This window comes from Pseudomonas sp. Pf153, assembly GCF_001269775.1.
In the GTDB taxonomy this organism is placed as follows: domain Bacteria; phylum Pseudomonadota; class Gammaproteobacteria; order Pseudomonadales; family Pseudomonadaceae; genus Aquipseudomonas; species Aquipseudomonas uvaldensis.
In genome coordinates this window covers 479,925-495,191 of record NZ_LHVL01000009.1, presented here as the reverse complement: position 1 = coordinate 495,191, position 15,267 = coordinate 479,925, and the positions used below count along the sequence as shown (strand labels likewise).

General features: G+C 60.0%; 14 protein-coding genes. 7 read left to right on the top strand and 7 right to left on the bottom strand.

Annotation, left to right across the window (positions count from 1 at the left end):
- Positions 1-7 precede the first annotated feature (7 nt).
- Positions 8-1,522 carry a choline-sulfatase gene (betC, locus tag AD666_RS07180; RefSeq protein ID WP_053149390.1) on the bottom strand — a complete coding sequence of 505 codons (1,515 nt, stop codon included), beginning with the start codon at positions 1,520-1,522 and terminating at the stop codon, positions 8-10.
- A gap of 114 nt (positions 1,523-1,636) precedes the next feature.
- Here betC and AD666_RS07175 point away from each other — a divergent pair, with 114 nt between their 5' ends.
- Positions 1,637-2,587, top strand: coding sequence for a LysR family transcriptional regulator (locus tag AD666_RS07175; RefSeq protein ID WP_053149387.1), 951 nt, complete (start codon positions 1,637-1,639; stop codon positions 2,585-2,587).
- 13 nt (positions 2,588-2,600) lie between these two features.
- On the opposite strand, the gene AD666_RS07170 is transcribed toward AD666_RS07175, so the two are convergent.
- A complete protein-coding gene (locus AD666_RS07170) occupies positions 2,601-3,260 on the bottom strand; it encodes an NAD(P)-dependent oxidoreductase (protein ID WP_053149385.1) in 660 nt (219 codons plus the stop codon).
- Positions 3,261-3,345: 85 nt separating this feature from the next.
- On the opposite strand from AD666_RS07170, the gene AD666_RS07165 reads away from it, so the two are divergent.
- The 6 genes from AD666_RS07165 (at position 3,346) to AD666_RS07140 (ending at position 10,755) form a co-directional block, all read left to right on the top strand.
- Positions 3,346-3,672, top strand: a complete 327-nt coding sequence (locus AD666_RS07165) for a DOPA 4,5-dioxygenase family protein (RefSeq protein ID WP_053149382.1) — start codon at positions 3,346-3,348, stop codon at positions 3,670-3,672.
- Between the two features lie 358 nt (positions 3,673-4,030).
- The gene (locus AD666_RS07160; RefSeq protein ID WP_053149379.1) at positions 4,031-5,338 is read left to right on the top strand and encodes a CitMHS family transporter; all 1,308 of its coding nucleotides are present in this window, start codon (positions 4,031-4,033) and stop codon (positions 5,336-5,338) included.
- 74 nt (positions 5,339-5,412) lie between these two features.
- Positions 5,413-6,180 carry a TerC family protein gene (locus AD666_RS07155; RefSeq protein WP_053149376.1) on the top strand — a complete coding sequence of 256 codons (768 nt, stop codon included), beginning with the start codon at positions 5,413-5,415 and terminating at the stop codon, positions 6,178-6,180.
- A gap of 325 nt (positions 6,181-6,505) precedes the next feature.
- The gene (locus tag AD666_RS07150) at positions 6,506-8,164 is read left to right on the top strand and encodes a Na/Pi cotransporter family protein (protein ID WP_053149374.1); all 1,659 of its coding nucleotides are present in this window, start codon (positions 6,506-6,508) and stop codon (positions 8,162-8,164) included.
- Positions 8,165-8,224: 60 nt separating this feature from the next.
- Positions 8,225-9,601, top strand: coding sequence for a pitrilysin family protein (locus AD666_RS07145; protein WP_053149371.1), 1,377 nt, complete (start codon positions 8,225-8,227; stop codon positions 9,599-9,601).
- A gap of 146 nt (positions 9,602-9,747) precedes the next feature.
- Complete coding sequence (locus AD666_RS07140; RefSeq protein WP_053149368.1) at positions 9,748-10,755, top strand: DUF5924 family protein; 1,008 nt, start codon at positions 9,748-9,750, stop codon at positions 10,753-10,755.
- A 45-nt stretch (positions 10,756-10,800) separates the two neighbouring features.
- Here the strand turns inward: AD666_RS07140 and AD666_RS07135 are convergent, their stop codons facing one another.
- The 5 genes from AD666_RS07135 to AD666_RS07120 all read right to left on the bottom strand — a co-directional run bounded on the left by AD666_RS07135 (position 10,801) and on the right by AD666_RS07120 (position 15,201).
- On the bottom strand, positions 10,801-12,030 hold the full coding sequence (locus AD666_RS07135; RefSeq protein ID WP_053149365.1) for a nucleoside recognition domain-containing protein: 1,230 nt from the start codon (positions 12,028-12,030) through the stop codon (positions 10,801-10,803).
- Between the two features lie 137 nt (positions 12,031-12,167).
- A complete protein-coding gene (gene gltP, locus AD666_RS07130; RefSeq protein ID WP_053149711.1) occupies positions 12,168-13,499 on the bottom strand; it encodes a glutamate/aspartate:proton symporter GltP in 1,332 nt (443 codons plus the stop codon).
- Between the two features lie 701 nt (positions 13,500-14,200).
- Complete coding sequence (locus AD666_RS07125) at positions 14,201-14,665, bottom strand: inhibitor of vertebrate lysozyme family protein (RefSeq protein ID WP_053149362.1); 465 nt, start codon at positions 14,663-14,665, stop codon at positions 14,201-14,203.
- Positions 14,666-14,667: 2 nt separating this feature from the next.
- Positions 14,668-14,832: a DUF1328 domain-containing protein gene (locus tag AD666_RS25885; RefSeq protein WP_003177151.1), complete on the bottom strand. Its 165-nt coding sequence runs from the start codon at positions 14,830-14,832 to the stop codon at positions 14,668-14,670.
- 81 nt (positions 14,833-14,913) lie between these two features.
- Positions 14,914-15,201, bottom strand: coding sequence for a hypothetical protein (locus AD666_RS07120; RefSeq protein ID WP_053149359.1), 288 nt, complete (start codon positions 15,199-15,201; stop codon positions 14,914-14,916).
- Positions 15,202-15,267 lie beyond the last annotated feature (66 nt).

Below are 15,267 nucleotides of genomic sequence, written 5' to 3'. Positions count from 1 at the left end.
CCTTACGTTATTGGTTTTGGCAGGGTTGTGGATAACGTGCCTTGCGCTCCAGATCGTCCAGGTCGATGTGATTGCGCATGTATTGCTGGCTGGCGTCCACCAGCGGCTGGTGATCCCAGCTCTTGAGTTTGCCCAGGGTCAGCGCCTGGGCCACGAAACGACGGCGTCGCTGGCTGGCGAGCACCTGTTTGTGAATAGTCGGGATATCCCACCTCGCCCGCGCCTCGGCGAGAAAACCGGCAAACAGGTGTTGATGTTCGGGCGATTGGCTCAGGTTCTCCTGCTCCTTGGGATCGTTGCGCACGTCGAACAACAGGCACGGATCGTCTTCGCTGTAGATGAATTTCCATGACCCGCGGCGAATCATCATCAATGGGCTGATGGTGCCTTCGGCCATGTATTCGCCAAAGACCTCGTCGTGCCCGCCCTGCCCTTGCAGATGCGGCACCAGCGAACGGCCATCCAGCGGCAGCCCCGGCTCCAGCGCACCGCCGGCCAGTTCCACCAGGGTTGGCAGCAGATCGGCAGTGGACACCGAGGCGCTGACCCGCCCACTGGCAAACTGCCCCGGAGCACTGATCAACAGCGGTACCCGAGCAGCCATTTCGAACCAGTGCATTTTGTACCAGAGGCCCTTTTCGCCGAGCATGTCTCCGTGATCGCCGGAGAACACAATGATGGTGTTTTCCATCAACCCCGTGTCCTCGAGGGTCTGCAGCAGCTTGCCAACGTTGCTGTCGATGTAGCTGCAAGCGCCGAAGTAGGCCCGTCGGGCATCGCGAATCTTATCCACAGGCAGCGGCTTGCCCCATAGATCGTAGACTTTCAGCAGACGCTGGGAATGCGGGTCGAGCTCGGTTTGCGCCGGAGTGTGCGGCAACGGAATGTCGTTGTCGTCGTACAGGTCCCAGAATGCCTTGGGAATTGTGTAGGGGTCGTGCGGATGAGTCATCGACACGGTCAGGCAGAACGGCTGCTCGCCGTCCTCGCGAATGTGGTCGAACAGATATTGCTGAGCCTTGAACACCACCTCTTCATCGAAATCCAGCTGGTTGGTGCGCACGCATGGCCCGGCCTGAAGCACCGAGGACATGTTGTGATACCAGCTCGGCCGCACGTCCGGCTCGTCCCAATTCACGGCCCAGCCGTAATCGGCGGGGTAGATATCGCTGGTCAGGCGTTCTTCGTAGCCGTGCAACTGATCGGGTCCGCAAAAGTGCATCTTGCCGGACAGCGCCGTGCGGTAACCAAGACGACGCAGGTAGTGGGCATAGGTCGGGACATCGGCGGGGAAATCCGCCGCGTTGTCATAGGCGCCGATCTTGCTGGGCAACTGGCCGCTCACCAGGGTAAAGCGTGACGGTGCGCACAACGGGCTGTTGCAATACGCGGCATCGAACACCACGCCCTGGTCGGCCAGGCGCGACAGGTTGGGCAGTTTGATGGGTGACGGGCCATAGATCGGCAACATTGGCGCGGCCATTTGATCGGCCATGATGAAAAGAATGTTCTTGCGCTTCATGTAATCGCGGCATTCCATAGTGAGCAGTTATGCGAAAGTGATGCAATCGAGGATGTTCCCCGCGCCTGTTGCGGTAAAGCCCATGCAGGATAATGACTAGGATAAGCACAGCTTATGTATGAAGCATTGGGAGACCTGTCTTTGGATCTGTTCCGGGCGTTTGAAGCCGCAGCACGCCAGCGAAGCTTCACGGCCGCCGCCATTGAGTTGGGAACGACGCAACCGGCCATCAGCCAGCAGATCAAGCGCCTGGAAGAACAACTTGGCACACGCTTGTTCGATCGCATTTACCGGGGCATCGAACTGACCGAAGCCGGCACTATCCTGTTCGAGCAGGTTCAGGTCGGTTTGCAGAGCATCGACGCAGGACTGAGCGCAGTCACGGCCCAGCAGCAGCATGAAGTGTTACAGGTCGCCACGGATTTCGCGTTCGCTGCCTATTGGCTGATGCCGCGATTGCACCGCTTTCATGCCGCCAACCCTCAAGTGGACGTCAGCCTGGTCACTGGCGAGCGCAACCACAATATGCTGCGCACCGACATCGACGTTGCAGTGCTTTTCGGCGACGGTCGTTTCAAGCAAGGTGAAAGTCATTGGCTGTTCAGTGAAGAAGTCTTCCCGGTGTGCAGTCCGCTGCTGCTCAAGGAACGCACCCCGCCTTTGCCCGCCCAGGCCCTGTCGGAATTTCCGCTGTTGCATTTGCGTAGTGGTAACGGCAGCAGTTGGTTCGACTGGAATGGCGTGTTTCGCGAGCTGGGCATCACCTCCCCGCCGGCGCCAGGGCAACTGCGTTTCGACAATTACACCTTATTGATCCAGGCAGCCATTGGTGGCCAAGGCGTCGCCATTGGCTGGCGTCACCTTGTGGATAACTTATTGGCCCAAGGCCTGCTGTGTCGACCGATCGCCGAAACGGTGTTGTCGCGGTTGGGTTATTACGTGGTCTTGCCCCAGCGTAAACGGCGCGGGGCGCTGATCCGGCAGTTCGTGGAATGGTTGATGGAAGAACAAGCCATCAGTGGCGAGTCGCTCGCAGGGTTGCCGTTGCCTTCCATTGCCGTTTGAACGTGGGAGGCTTTCAAGCAGCGGGTATAAAACTCACATGCTGGCCCATATGCAGGTTCAAGCGCAGCTCGTCGGCGATGCCCACGGCCACCCTGTTCAGCCGCTCCAGTGACTCGGCCATGCCGGGTTCCAGGCTGGTGCTGACCTGGGTGAAGTGCTCGATACCCAGCCCCGGTGCGGCGTAAGGCGAATCGATGAGGGTCCACTGCAACGGGCTGTTTTGCAGGGCGTCGAGGATTTCTTCAGCGGCGTGACGCTGCAAATCATCTTCAACCTGCTCCTCGTCGAGCACCGCGAAATCACCCACCAGAAACAGCCGGGGGATGTTGGCCGCCTGCATCCCGGCGATCAGTGCGTCCACGGCCAGTACCTGCTCCACCGGGCCCGGAATGAGCATCCGTTCCACCTGCTCGCTGCTCATCGGCAAGCCGGGAGCATTGAGCAGGCATATCACGGCGTTGGCGCCGGCTACGCTTTGCTTGACCCGCTCGGGGTCATAGAGATCGCCGGTCTTGGTCCGCAACCCCGGACGCGGCGCCAGTGCCGTGAGATCGTCGAGGACGGCAATGATTTCATGCTGACGCCGCAGCATCTCAGCCATCAACGCACTGCCGAGGCTGCTCATGGCACCATAGAGCACCACTTTGACGACCGGGGTTTCGGCGTTTCTCATGACTGTCGACTCCTTTTATGCCGCGTATAAGCCTCTGACCCGCGGAAAATGAAGAGGGTTCGGCCCGTATTGCAAGGAGTGACAGATGCAACGGATCAAGGGCTACCACGCCCATGTGTATTTCGACGCCGGTACCCTCGACCAGGCACGGGCATTGTGTGAAGAAGCGGCACAGCTCTTCCCGCTGACGATGGGCCGGGTCCACCAACGCCCGGTCGGCCCCCATCCGGACTGGAGCTGCCAACTGGCGTTCGATCCGCAATACATCGGCGTGGTCCTGCCATGGCTGGCACTCAATCGCAATGGCCTGGTGATCTTCCTGCACCCCAATACCGGCGACGACCTGAAGGACCACACCGATCATGCTATCTGGATGGGCGCGGTAAGGCCGTTGGATCTTTCGGTGTTTTGATTTCGTGGATGATCACCTATGGGAGCAAAGCTTGCTCGCGATAGGGTCCGCCCCACCTCAAAAGACCGCATCAACTTCATCGCCGGCAAGCCGTGCTCCCACAAAGCCTTTGTTTACTGCGAAAGCTGGCTGAAAGCTTGCGCGATTAGCATCACCCGCACTACCGGCAAAGACCGGTGGCCAGAAACGGATTTCCACGACGACCCGTTCGGCCTTTTTAACAACAACAATGGTGATTCTGATGTCCGCTGCTCTACGTCCCGCTGCACCCCCTCCATCCGTCCGCCCCGTGTCTTACGTTCTGCGCTGACCTGTCCGGTTCGCCTTTACCCGCCGCGCCACGCCTGGAGTATTTCCCATGCTGACTTTCCTTGGCTTCGCCATGGTCATCACGTTCATGTTCCTGATCATGACCAAGCGCCTGTCCGCGCTGATCGCCCTGATCATCATTCCGATCCTGTTCGCCCTGTTCGGCGGTTTTGCGCCGAAGATCGGCCCGATGATGCTCGAAGGCATCACCAAGCTCGCGCCCACTGGCGTGATGCTGATGTTCGCCATTCTCTATTTCGCCCTGATGATCGACTCCGGCCTGTTCGACCCGGCCGTGCGCAAGATCCTCAAGCTGGTCAAGGGCGACCCGCTGAAAGTTTCGGTCGGCACCGCCGTTCTGGCGCTCGTCGTTTCCCTCGATGGTGACGGCGCGACCACTTATATGATCTGTGTGGCCGCCATGCTGCCGCTCTACAGCCGCATCGGCATGAGCCCACGGATCATGGCCGGCTTGATCATCCTCGCCGGCGGCGTGATGAACATGACCCCTTGGGGCGGCCCGACCGCTCGTGCGGCCAGTGCACTGCATGTGGATCCATCCGACATCTTCGTGCCAATGATTCCTGCGATGGCGTTCGGCGTCGTGGCCATCCTGGTGATTGCCTATCTGTACGGTAAACGCGAACGTGCACGCCTGGGGGAACTGCACCTGGTGGGCGATGAAATCGACCACAGCGAAATCAGCGTTTCCCAATTCCCCGACGCCCGTCGTCCGAAACTGATCTGGTTCAACGGCGCGCTGACCCTGGGCCTGATGTGCACCCTGATCGCCGGCCTGCTGCCGCTACCGGTGCTGTTCATGGTGGCCTTCAGTATCGCGATGATCGTCAACTACCCTTGCCTGCAGCAGCAGAAGGACCGCGTTGCGGCGCATGCCGGTAGCGTATTGGCGGTGGTCGGGTTGATTTTCGCGGCGGGTATCTTCACCGGCATTCTGTCCGGTACCGGCATGGTCGATGCCATGTCCAAGAGCCTGCTGGCGGTGATCCCGGACTTCCTCGGCCCGTACCTGGCGGTCATCACCGCCCTGGCGAGCATGCCGTTCACTTTCTTCATGTCGAACGATGCATTTTATTACGGAGTGTTACCGGTTCTCGCCGAAGCCGCCAGTCACTATGGCATCTCGCCTGTTGAAATGGCCCGTGCCTCGATCGTCGGCCAGCCCGTGCACCTGTTGAGCCCGCTGGTTCCGTCCACCTACCTGCTGGTGGCCCTGGCCGGGATCGAATTCGGCGATCACCAGCGCTTCACCTTGAAGTGGGCAGTATTGGTTTGCCTGTGCATAATGTTCGCCGCCTTGCTGATGGGGATCTTTCCGCTGTTCAGCACTCTATAAAAGCAATACTCGCTGCGTCGCTTTTTCGTACTGAACGGAGCGACGCGGCCTAACACTCGCTCAAAGGAACTCACATGGAATGGCTGATCAACCCGGAAATCTGGGTTGCCTTCTTTACCCTGACGGCCCTGGAGATCGTCCTGGGCATCGATAACATCATCATGATTTCGATCCTGGTCAGCCGCATGCCCAAGCACATGCAGGCGCGCACCCGGATCTTCGGTCTGGCCCTGGCCATGATCACCCGGATCCTGTTGTTGCTGTCCATCACTTGGGTGATGCGCCTGACCGCCGATCTGTTTGAATTGTTCGGCCAAGGCATTTCCGGTCGCGACCTGATCCTGTTCTTCGGTGGCCTGTTCCTGCTGTGGAAAAGCTCCCAGGAGATGTACCACGCGCTGGAAGGCGAAGATGAAAGCAGCGACGAGCCTTCGGGCAAGGGCGGCAACTTCCTCTACACCATCATCCAGATCGCGATCATCGACATTGTCTTCTCCCTGGATTCGGTCATCACCGCTGTGGGCATGGTTTCCCATGTACCGGTGATGGTCGCGGCGATCATCGTGGCCGTGCTGGTCATGATGCTGGCCTCGGGCACTATCAGCACATTCATCGACAAGCACCCGTCGCTGAAGATGCTGGCGCTGTCGTTCCTGCTGGTGGTCGGTACCGTGCTGATCGCCGAATCGTTCGATGTGCATGTGCCAAAAGGCTATGTCTATTTCGCCATGGCGTTCTCCCTGGCGGTGGAAGCCATCAACATCAAGATGCGCACCACGATTGCACGCAAGCGCAAGCAACAGGATCCGGTGAAACTGCGCAAGGATGTTCCGGGTCAGTAACGGTATGGGGCAATGAACGAAGGGGCTCTTGGAGCCCCTTTTTTCATGCCCGCTGAAAGGCAGGGCTGAATGAATAACCTGTGGGAGCGGGCTTGCTCGCGAATGCGGTATGTACGACCCATTTTCATCAACTGGCCCACCGCTTCGCGAGCAAGCCCGCTTCAACAGGGGTAGTTGCGGTGTTTTTATGACAGATTTGTTTCAATCGATTCTTTAGCTGTGCAATGCTGGCGTCCGGACCTTTCGCCAACTAAATCTTTAAGTACAAGTAAAACGAAGTGGCACCGTCAATTTGTCCCTTTGGGACGCTAACAGGGGGCTTCTCATGCTGACCCTGCTCAATTTGCTCTCCGCCGTGGCCCTGCTGATCTGGGGCACGCACATCGTCCGTACCGGCATCCTGCGGGTCTATGGCACGAACCTGCGGCACGTCATCGGACAGAACATGTCCAGGCGCTGGCTGGCTTTCATTGCGGGAATCATGGTCACGGCCATGGTCCAGAGCAGCAATGCCACGGCCATGCTCGTCACCTCCTTCGTCGGCCAGGGACTGATGGCGTTGACCCCCGCCCTGGCAACCATGCTCGGCGCCGATGTCGGTACGGCGCTGATGGCACGGGTGCTGACCCTGGACCTGTCGTGGCTGTCACCGCTGCTGATCTTCCTTGGGGTGATCTTTTTCCTGTCGCGCAAACAAACCCGTGTCGGGCAGATGGGTCGGGTCAGCATCGGCCTGGGCCTGATCATCCTGGCGCTGCAATTGATCGTCGAAGCCGCCACGCCCATTACTCACGCTCAAGGCGTGAAAGTGATCTTCGCCTCGTTGACCGGCGACATCCTCCTCGACGCGCTGGTCGGTGCCCTGTTTGCGATGATTTCCTACTCCAGCCTCGCCGCCGTGTTGTTGACCGCGACCCTGGCAGGCGCCTCGGTGATTAGCCTGCCGGTGGCCATTGGTCTTGTGATCGGCGCCAACATTGGCAGCGGCGTGCTGGCGTTCCTCAGCACCAGCATGCAGAACGCCGCGGGACGTCAGGTGGCATTGGGTAGCCTGCTGTACAAGCTGATTGGCTTGTTGCTGATCATCCCGGTGCTCGATCCGCTGGTAGGCTGGCTCGATAGCCTGGACTTCAGCCCTCAGGAAACGGTCATCGGCTTCCACCTGCTCTACAACTCGGTGCGTTGCCTGGTGCTGCTGCCCAGCGTCGCCCCCATGGCGAGGCTGTGCGCCTGGCTGCTGCCGGAGCGCCCGGACACCAACGGCACGGTCAAACCACGCCATCTGGACCCGGCCGCCCTCGCCACACCGAGCCTGGCCCTGGCCAACGCGGCCCGGGAAACCCTGCGCATGGGCGATCAGATCGAAAACATGCTCGAAGCCATGCTCGACGTGTTGCACGGCCAACAGACAGCCGTTACCCAGGAGTTACGGCGCGTAAGCGATGACGTCGAAGCCCTGTGCAGCGCCATCAAGTTGTACATGGCCCAGATGCCCCGCGAAGACCTGAGTGAGCAGGACAGCCGCCGATGGGCGGAAATCATCGAGCTGGCGATCAACCTGAAGCTGGCGAGCGACCTCATCGAACGCATGCTGCGCAAGGTCCAGCAACAGAAGACCTCGCAGCGTCGCTCCTTTTCCGACGTGGGCCTGGAAGAACTGGCAGGGCTGCACAGCCACTTGATCGCCAACCTGCGGCTGGGCCTGTCGGTGTTTCTCAGCGCCGACCGGGAAAGCGCCCGTCAGTTGCTGCGCGAGAAACGTCGCTTTCGCGCGCAGGAAAGACGAATGGCCCACGCCCACGTCAGCCGTTTGCATAGAAAGGTCGTACAAAGCCTGGAAACCAGTTCCCTGCACCTGGAGTTGATCGCTGACATGAGGCGCCTCAATTCCCTCTTCTGCGGCAGTGCCTATGTCGTGTTGGAGACTTCGGAGATCGGTGCCCTGGCGGCAGATGAAATTTCGGACATCACCCACTCGCCTTGAACGTCTGGCGCATTGTCCAGTCAACAAGGTTGGACTGTCAGCCGCCAGGATGCTCAACTTATGCGTGGTCTGTTACTCGCCCTCCTCTTGTCAGCCTCGCTGCCCGTGCCGGCCCTGGATCGGTTCCAGGTCGAAGGGTATGCGCTGCCCAACGGTATGCAGTTGCTGCTCAAACCGGGCAGCGAACGCGGGCATGTCGCGATCCGGCTGGTGATCGGCGTGGGCCTGGACGATTTCAGCTGCGCCGACAAGGAACTGCCGCACCTGCTCGAACATGCGCTGTTCAGCGGTGTCGATGGTGAGGACGAGGGAGCGCTGGAGGAGCGCATGCAGGCGTTGGGCGGCGAGTGGAACGCCTTTACGAGCAACGCTGACACCACGTTCGTGATCGAGGCGCCGGCCCGCAACCAGCGCAAGGTGCTGGATTTGCTCCTGTCGGTGCTGACCCGCACCCGTATCGACGACAAAGCCCTGGAGGCCGCCAAGCGGGTGGTCGAGCGCGAGGATGGCGGGCATTACACCCACCTGCAACGCTGGCTCGACCGTCAGGATCTCGGCCACAAGGCCAGCAACCAGCTGGCGGTGGAGCTGGGCCTGCGTTGCGCGGAACGGGCCGAGGTGGCGCAGCATACGCTCGCCCGGCTCGAGCAGGTGCGCAAAACCTGGTACGCACCGAACAACATGACCCTGATCGTGGTCGGTGATCTCGACCGCCTGCTGCCGGCCTATCTGGAACGTACCTTTGGCGCGCTCGAACCCGTCGAACCCAGCACCCATAGGCCGTTGCCGCAGATCCGCTACAGCGCCGTCACCAAGCGCAACCTGACTCACGGCCTGGTGGGCGACGGCGCCAAGCTGCACTGGCTATTCCCTGAGCCGGTGCTGGACCAGCAACACGACGAAACCTTCGACCTGCTCAAGGATTACCTGGACTGGGCACTCTACCGCCAGATGCGCCTGACGCACGGCCTGTCCTATGGCCCTTGGGCGGAGCGGGAAGTATTCGGTGGTGTTGGCTTCCTCAGCCTGAACGCAGACCTGGCCCGCGAGGACATTCCGGAAGCCGAACAGGCGCTCGAGGCATTGCGCAACACCTTGCTCAAGGACGGGCTGGATCCCGACACGTTCATGCGCATCAAACGCGCGGCTATCGCCCACCAGTCCTGGGCGGTTCAAGGCAACAGCGCCCTGGCCGACTATTACTGGAGTGCCCTGGCCGATTATGACGATGGCCACTTCGCCAACCCCGCCGTGCGCTTGCAGGCGGTGAGCCTTGAACAGGCCAACCAGGCCCTGGGCGAATTGCTCAAGGATCCGGGTTACTTGCGTATCGAGAAGCCACTGCTCAGCGACGATGAGCTGGTGTGGGGGTTGGGCGGTTTGCTGGGGTTGTTGCTGTTGGGATTGGTGGTGTGGCGGGTGCGTCGCAAGAATTGACCCCAGGATAAACCGTGCCACCTCATCGGGGGCAAGCCTTGCTCCCCAAGACAAATCCTTTCTACCCCAAGAGCATGCTCGTCACATCGAGGTTCGGACGATACTCTGTCAGGGATATTTCCTACGACTTACTGTGAAACCGCCTAATGCAGACCCTGACTCACTACATCCAGCGCATCCTTGAATTGATGAAGCGCTACCCAGGGGTCATTGCGCTCGGGGGCTTCATCTCCGGCGTCGGCAGTTTCATGCTGGTGGACCGCCAGCAGAGCCTGGCCAGTTGGATCTCGGTCATGATGCTGGTGAGCTGGCTCTGGCTGATGTTGGAAAACAGCCTGACCCGTCTGTTCACCCGGGTTTTCAAGCGGGAAATACCCCAGCCGCTGTTGCGTTACGCCACGCAAATGATTCACCAGGAGAGTCTGTTTTTCGTCCTGCCGTTTTTCTTCATCACCACTACCTGGAACAGCAGCCAACTTCTTTTCACCGGCCTGCTCGGTGCGGCGGCCTTGGTTTCGATCATCGATCCGCTGTACTACAAATGGTTGGCTCCCCGACGCTGGGCGTTCCTGGCACTGCACACGCTGACGCTGTTCGCCGCCCTGCTCACGGCGCTGCCCATCATTCTTCATCTGACCACCGACCAGAGCTTCAAACTGGCGCTGGGCATTGCGATGCTGTTGTCGTTCCCGAGCCTGGCTTCGATCTTCCCCATCCGCACCGTGCGCAACGCATTGGCGATTCTCTGCATCACCGTGGGCATTGGCGCCGCCGGATGGCTGCTGCGCTCCTGGGTGCCGCCGGCCACGCTGTGGATGACCGAAGTGGCGATCAGCACCCAATTGGAGGACCGTACGCCGGGCGCCAGCCTCAAGGAAGTCCCGGCCGCCCAGATTCGCGGCAACGGTCTGTTCGCGTACACCGCCATCAATGCGCCACGGGGTCTGGATGAGCGGATCTGGCACGTCTGGCAGTTCAACGGCAAGGAAGTGGACCGCATCGCCCTGGATATCCATGGCGGGCGCAAGGAAGGCTATCGCGCCTGGACCCACAAGCAGAACTTCCCGGCCAACCCCACGGGCAACTGGCAAGTGCGGGTGCTGACCGACAATGGGCAGATGCTTGGCGTGTTGCGGTTCAAGGTGACGGACTGAAGGCCCTGTGGGCCTTAATCGCGGGCAAGCCTTGCTCCCACAGGTTCAACCAAAGAACCAGTAACAAACCCCAATAGCCCCCAGCACACCGGCCAACTCGGCCAGCAACGCACAGCCCACCGCATGCCTCGCCCGCTGGATACCCACAGCACCGAAGTAGACCGCCAGCACATAGAACGTGGTTTCGGTACTGCCCTGGATAGTGGCGGCCACCAGGGCCGGAAAGCTGTCCACGCCGGACGTCTTCATGGTTTCGATCAGCATCGCCCGGGCGGCGCTGCCGGAGAACGGCTTGACCATGGCGGTCGGTAACGCGTCGACGAAACGGGTGTCCCACCCAGCCCACTGCACCAGGTGCCGGATGCCGTCCAGGCCGAAATCCAGCGCCCCCGAGGCCCGCAGCACGCCGACGGCGCAGAGCATGGCCACCAGGTACGGCAACAGGTTCTTGGCAACGTCGAACCCTTCCTTGGCGCCTTCGACGAAGGCTTCATAGACCTTGACCTTGCGCAGCGCGCCGATCACCAGGAACAGGATGATCAGGCCGAACAAGGTCAGGTTGCCCAGGATCGACGACAAACTCGCCAACGCCGTGGCCGAGAGCGTTGCCAGCAGCGCCATGAAACCGCCCAATACCAGCGCGCCAGGAACCAGGTAGGCCAGCACCACGGGGTCCCACAGGCGAAGGCGTTGCACCACCGCCACCGACAACAGCCCCACCAGGGTCGAACAACTGGTGGCGAGCAGAATCGGCAGGAATACCAGGGTCGGATCAGGTGCGCCTTGCTGGGCGCGGTACATGAAGATCGTGACCGGCAACAGCGTCAGCGAGGACGCGTTGAGCACCAGGAACAGAATCTGCGCATTGCTGGCTGCGGTCGGGCTCGGGTTCAAGTCCTGAAGGGCACGCATCGCCTTCAGGCCAATGGGGGTGGCGGCATTGTCCAGCCCCAGGCCATTGGCGGCGAAGTTGAGGGTAATCAGGCCGATGGCCGGGTGTCCGGGCGGCACTTCCGGCATCAAGCGCAAGAACAGCGGGCCAAGGGCCTTGGCCAGCCAGTCGACGATGCCGGCCTTTTCGGCGATCCGCAGGAAGCCCAACCATAAGGTGAGGGTGCCGAACAACAGGACCATGACCTCTACCGACAGCTTGGCCATGGCAAAAATGCTTTCCACCATCGCCGCGAAGATCCCGGCGTTGCCGCCGACCAGCCACTGCATCAGCGCCGACACGGCCGCCACGATAAAGAAGCCAAGCCACAGGCCATTGAGCATTGGTTAATCCCCCGGAAGATGTCGCGAATGATAGCGGGGCTGGCAGAAACGACAAACCCCGGATTTCCCGGGGTTTGTTCAGAGGCCCCCTTCGCGAGCAAGCTTTGCTCCCGATGGGCCTTTGAGGCCTTAATGCCTCAGCGGCTCGAAGGCTCGCCCGCCGGCAACGGCTCCTTGCTGCGCCAGTGCGGCAGGGAGTTCCAGTAGCGCTGGCCCTTGGCATCGTCGTACATACCTTCCCAACGCGCGATCACCAGTACGGCCAGGGCGTTGCCGATCACGTTCAGCGCGGTGCGGGCCATGTCCATGATGCGGTCGACACCGGCAATGAAGGCCAGCCCTTCCAGTGGAATACCGACACTGCCCAGGGTCGCCAGCAACACCACGAAGGACACGCCCGGAACGCCGGCGATGCCCTTGGAGGTCACCATCAAGGTCAGCACCAGCATCAACTGCTGGCTGATGGACAGATCGATGCCATACAGCTGGGCAATGAAAATGGCGGCGATACTTTGATACAGGGTCGAACCGTCGAGGTTGAACGAGTAACCGGTGGGCACCACGAAGCTGCAAATGGCTTTCGGTGCGCCGTAGGCTTCCATCTTCTCGATCACCCGTGGCAGCACGGTTTCGGAACTGGCAGTGGAGTAGGCCAACACCAGCTCGTCCTTGAAGATGCGCATGAGCTTGAGCACCGAGAAGCCGAACAGACGCGCGACCAGGCCCAGCACCACGAAGGCGAAGAAGGCAATGGCGACATAAACCAGAATGACCAGTTTCGCCAGCGGCAGCAGGGATGCGAAGCCGAAGTTGGCGACGGTCACCGCGATCAGTGCGAATACACCGATCGGCGCGTAGTTCATGATCATGTGGGTGACCTTGAACATGCTTTCCGACACGCCCTGGAACATTTTCACCAGCGGCTCGCGCAGGTCTGCCTGCAGGCTGGAAAGACCGAGGCCAAACAGTACGGAAAAGAAGATGATCGGCAGCATCTCGCCGCGGGCGGCGGCTGCGAAGATGTTTGACGGGATCAGGTTGAGGATGGTCTGAATGAACGCATGCTCATGCTGGACTTCGGCGGCCGTGGCCTGGTACTTGGAAATATCCACCGTACCCAGGGTGCTCATGTCGATGCCGCTGCCTGGGTGGAAAAAATTGGCCAGCAGCAGGCCGACGACGATGGCGATGGTGGTAACGATTTCGAAGTAAACAATGGTCTTGAAGCCGATACGCCCGAGTTTCTTGGCGTCCCCGACACCGGCGATGCCGACGATCAGCGAGGAGATCACGATCGGTATCACGATCATCTTGATCAGACGGATAAAGATATCGCCCGCCGGTTGCAGCACGTTGCTGATCCACCAGGCCTTCTCGGCACTGAAATGGTTGAGCAGCGCGCCGAGTGCAATTCCGAGCACCAGCCCGATGAGGATCTGCCAGGCGAGGCTTAGTTTTGCCTTCTTCATATCATTACCCTTACTTCGATTGGACTCGGGCAGACGCACAGACTGGATCGCCATTGCGATTCCAATCAGCGCATCCACCCCCGTATAAGGTCACCCCGAGCGCGCGCTGGCGGCTTACTGGCGGGCGAAAAAAGGCGCAACTATTGCGATGCGAGGTGGGATCGTCTAATGCCGTAAACGCCTAGCCCATGCCGAATCGGCATGAGATTTTTCAAACAGAACATACGTCCCAACCGGTTCGAATGTGCCATTTCAACTGGCAAAAGCGCCGTGTGCCGGCCATTTCAGCGTAGCCTGCACTTTTTTAAGCGCCCTGAAAACCGACGAAGCACAGACAAATTGTCGCAACGTCGACCAAAGAAATAAGGTGAATGTTCTCCGATTAACGGTCAGAGATCGAAAGAAGGAAGCCTTGTCGAGACAATATGCCGCATCGGAAAGACGACATCGAAAGGGATGTAACCAGCCGCTCTGGCCCAGGCATTCGCCATGGGCAGCTCTACGCAGGTTCGCCCAGCCGACTCGACTTTGCGAACCTGCGTCGCAGCTTTTACCTGACCCGGCCCTTTCGCAGGCACCCCCTGTGCCCGTAGGTCACTCCGACCCTTAATGGTCAGAACGTCCCGGCCCCCTGGTCATGCACCGGCCCTCTTCGGGCTGTGCAGAGGGAAAAGCAGGGCTGCTTTTCCCTTTGTCGAAACTCAATACCAGTTGGGATCCTTCTTGAGTTGCTCCATTAACAGTTCTTGCATACCTTCGTTGGGATTACCGAGAAAACGGTAGTCCGCATGACGGGTCGGGGACTTGTCGGCAGGGAGCCCGGCGGGCACTTCGACCAACAAGGCATAGGCCTCGTCCTTATCGAAACTGAAGGCGACGAACAAGCGCTTGCTGCGGCATGTCGCCTGGGTTTCACACAGCGGTCCGACCAGATATTTGTCACCGTCTTCCTCGACAGCGTTCATCTGTTCCGAATCGCCAGACAGGTTCATGACCCATTCCGGCAGACGCTCTTCTTTCTTGACGACGCGCTGCCAGGTTTCGCGGTACTGCGGGTCTGCTTCGAGCAGCTGACTGACCCGCATCTGTCCGTCATTGGCAGCCATTGCCAGGGTGCTACCGCCCAGCAAGAGGGCGGCGACCAATCCTTTCAGTGATGCGCCCATGGTCAGCCTCGGCCGCGACGGCCAAAGAAGAAGGAAGCGATGAACATCACCAGGAATACGACAAAGAGAATCTTGGCGATGCCCGTGGCGGTGCCTGCGATACCACCAAAGCCCAGAACGGCAGCGATGATGGCGATGATCAGGAAAGTGATAGCCCAGCTCAACATGGTGATTCTCCTTACGCTTTTCTATTTAGTTCGGGACAGGTAGTGATGGTTCCATGCGCGATAGTCACGGGCCCATCAGAGTTAAAACACCCAGCGTTCCTGATGGGACATATCGGCAATCGGCTGTGCCTGATCGACGTCCATCATGCGCATCGAGTCGGACGCCTGCGCAACGCTGCCCATGGGGCTGAAGTGGGTTTGGGGAGTTCTATGAATCGACACCAGCGGCGCTTCGGGCTGTTGGCTGTAATGCCAGAGGAGCAACTGCTGACCGACCGCGAGGGTCACCAGCAGCGCCACAACAGTCCATAGGCCCTGCTGAAGGTGCAGGGACGTAATTGGAAATCGGGCGGCACGTTGACGATTCATCCTGGAATTCCTCCCACCCCGGGTGGTGATCTGGTTGGGGCGCTCAAACGCCACGTTAATCAGACC

Excerpts from the sequence above, each read along its gene's own strand:
- betC (WP_053149390.1), bottom strand. The coding sequence starts at position 1,522 with ATGAAGCGCAAGAACATTCTTTTCATCATGGCCGATCAAATGGCCGCG.
- AD666_RS07175 (WP_053149387.1), top strand. The coding sequence starts at position 1,637 with ATGTATGAAGCATTGGGAGACCTGTCTTTGGATCTGTTCCGGGCGTTT.
- AD666_RS07170 (WP_053149385.1), bottom strand. The coding sequence starts at position 3,260 with ATGAGAAACGCCGAAACCCCGGTCGTCAAAGTGGTGCTCTATGGTGCC.
- AD666_RS07165 (WP_053149382.1), top strand. The coding sequence starts at position 3,346 with ATGCAACGGATCAAGGGCTACCACGCCCATGTGTATTTCGACGCCGGT.
- AD666_RS07160 (WP_053149379.1), top strand. The coding sequence starts at position 4,031 with ATGCTGACTTTCCTTGGCTTCGCCATGGTCATCACGTTCATGTTCCTG.
- AD666_RS07155 (WP_053149376.1), top strand. The coding sequence starts at position 5,413 with ATGGAATGGCTGATCAACCCGGAAATCTGGGTTGCCTTCTTTACCCTG.
- AD666_RS07150 (WP_053149374.1), top strand. The coding sequence starts at position 6,506 with ATGCTGACCCTGCTCAATTTGCTCTCCGCCGTGGCCCTGCTGATCTGG.
- AD666_RS07145 (WP_053149371.1), top strand. The coding sequence starts at position 8,225 with ATGCGTGGTCTGTTACTCGCCCTCCTCTTGTCAGCCTCGCTGCCCGTG.
- AD666_RS07140 (WP_053149368.1), top strand. The coding sequence starts at position 9,748 with ATGCAGACCCTGACTCACTACATCCAGCGCATCCTTGAATTGATGAAG.
- AD666_RS07135 (WP_053149365.1), bottom strand. The coding sequence starts at position 12,030 with ATGCTCAATGGCCTGTGGCTTGGCTTCTTTATCGTGGCGGCCGTGTCG.
- gltP (WP_053149711.1), bottom strand. The coding sequence starts at position 13,499 with ATGAAGAAGGCAAAACTAAGCCTCGCCTGGCAGATCCTCATCGGGCTG.
- AD666_RS07125 (WP_053149362.1), bottom strand. The coding sequence starts at position 14,665 with ATGGGCGCATCACTGAAAGGATTGGTCGCCGCCCTCTTGCTGGGCGGT.
- AD666_RS25885 (WP_003177151.1), bottom strand. The coding sequence starts at position 14,832 with ATGTTGAGCTGGGCTATCACTTTCCTGATCATCGCCATCATCGCTGCC.
- AD666_RS07120 (WP_053149359.1), bottom strand. The coding sequence starts at position 15,201 with ATGAATCGTCAACGTGCCGCCCGATTTCCAATTACGTCCCTGCACCTT.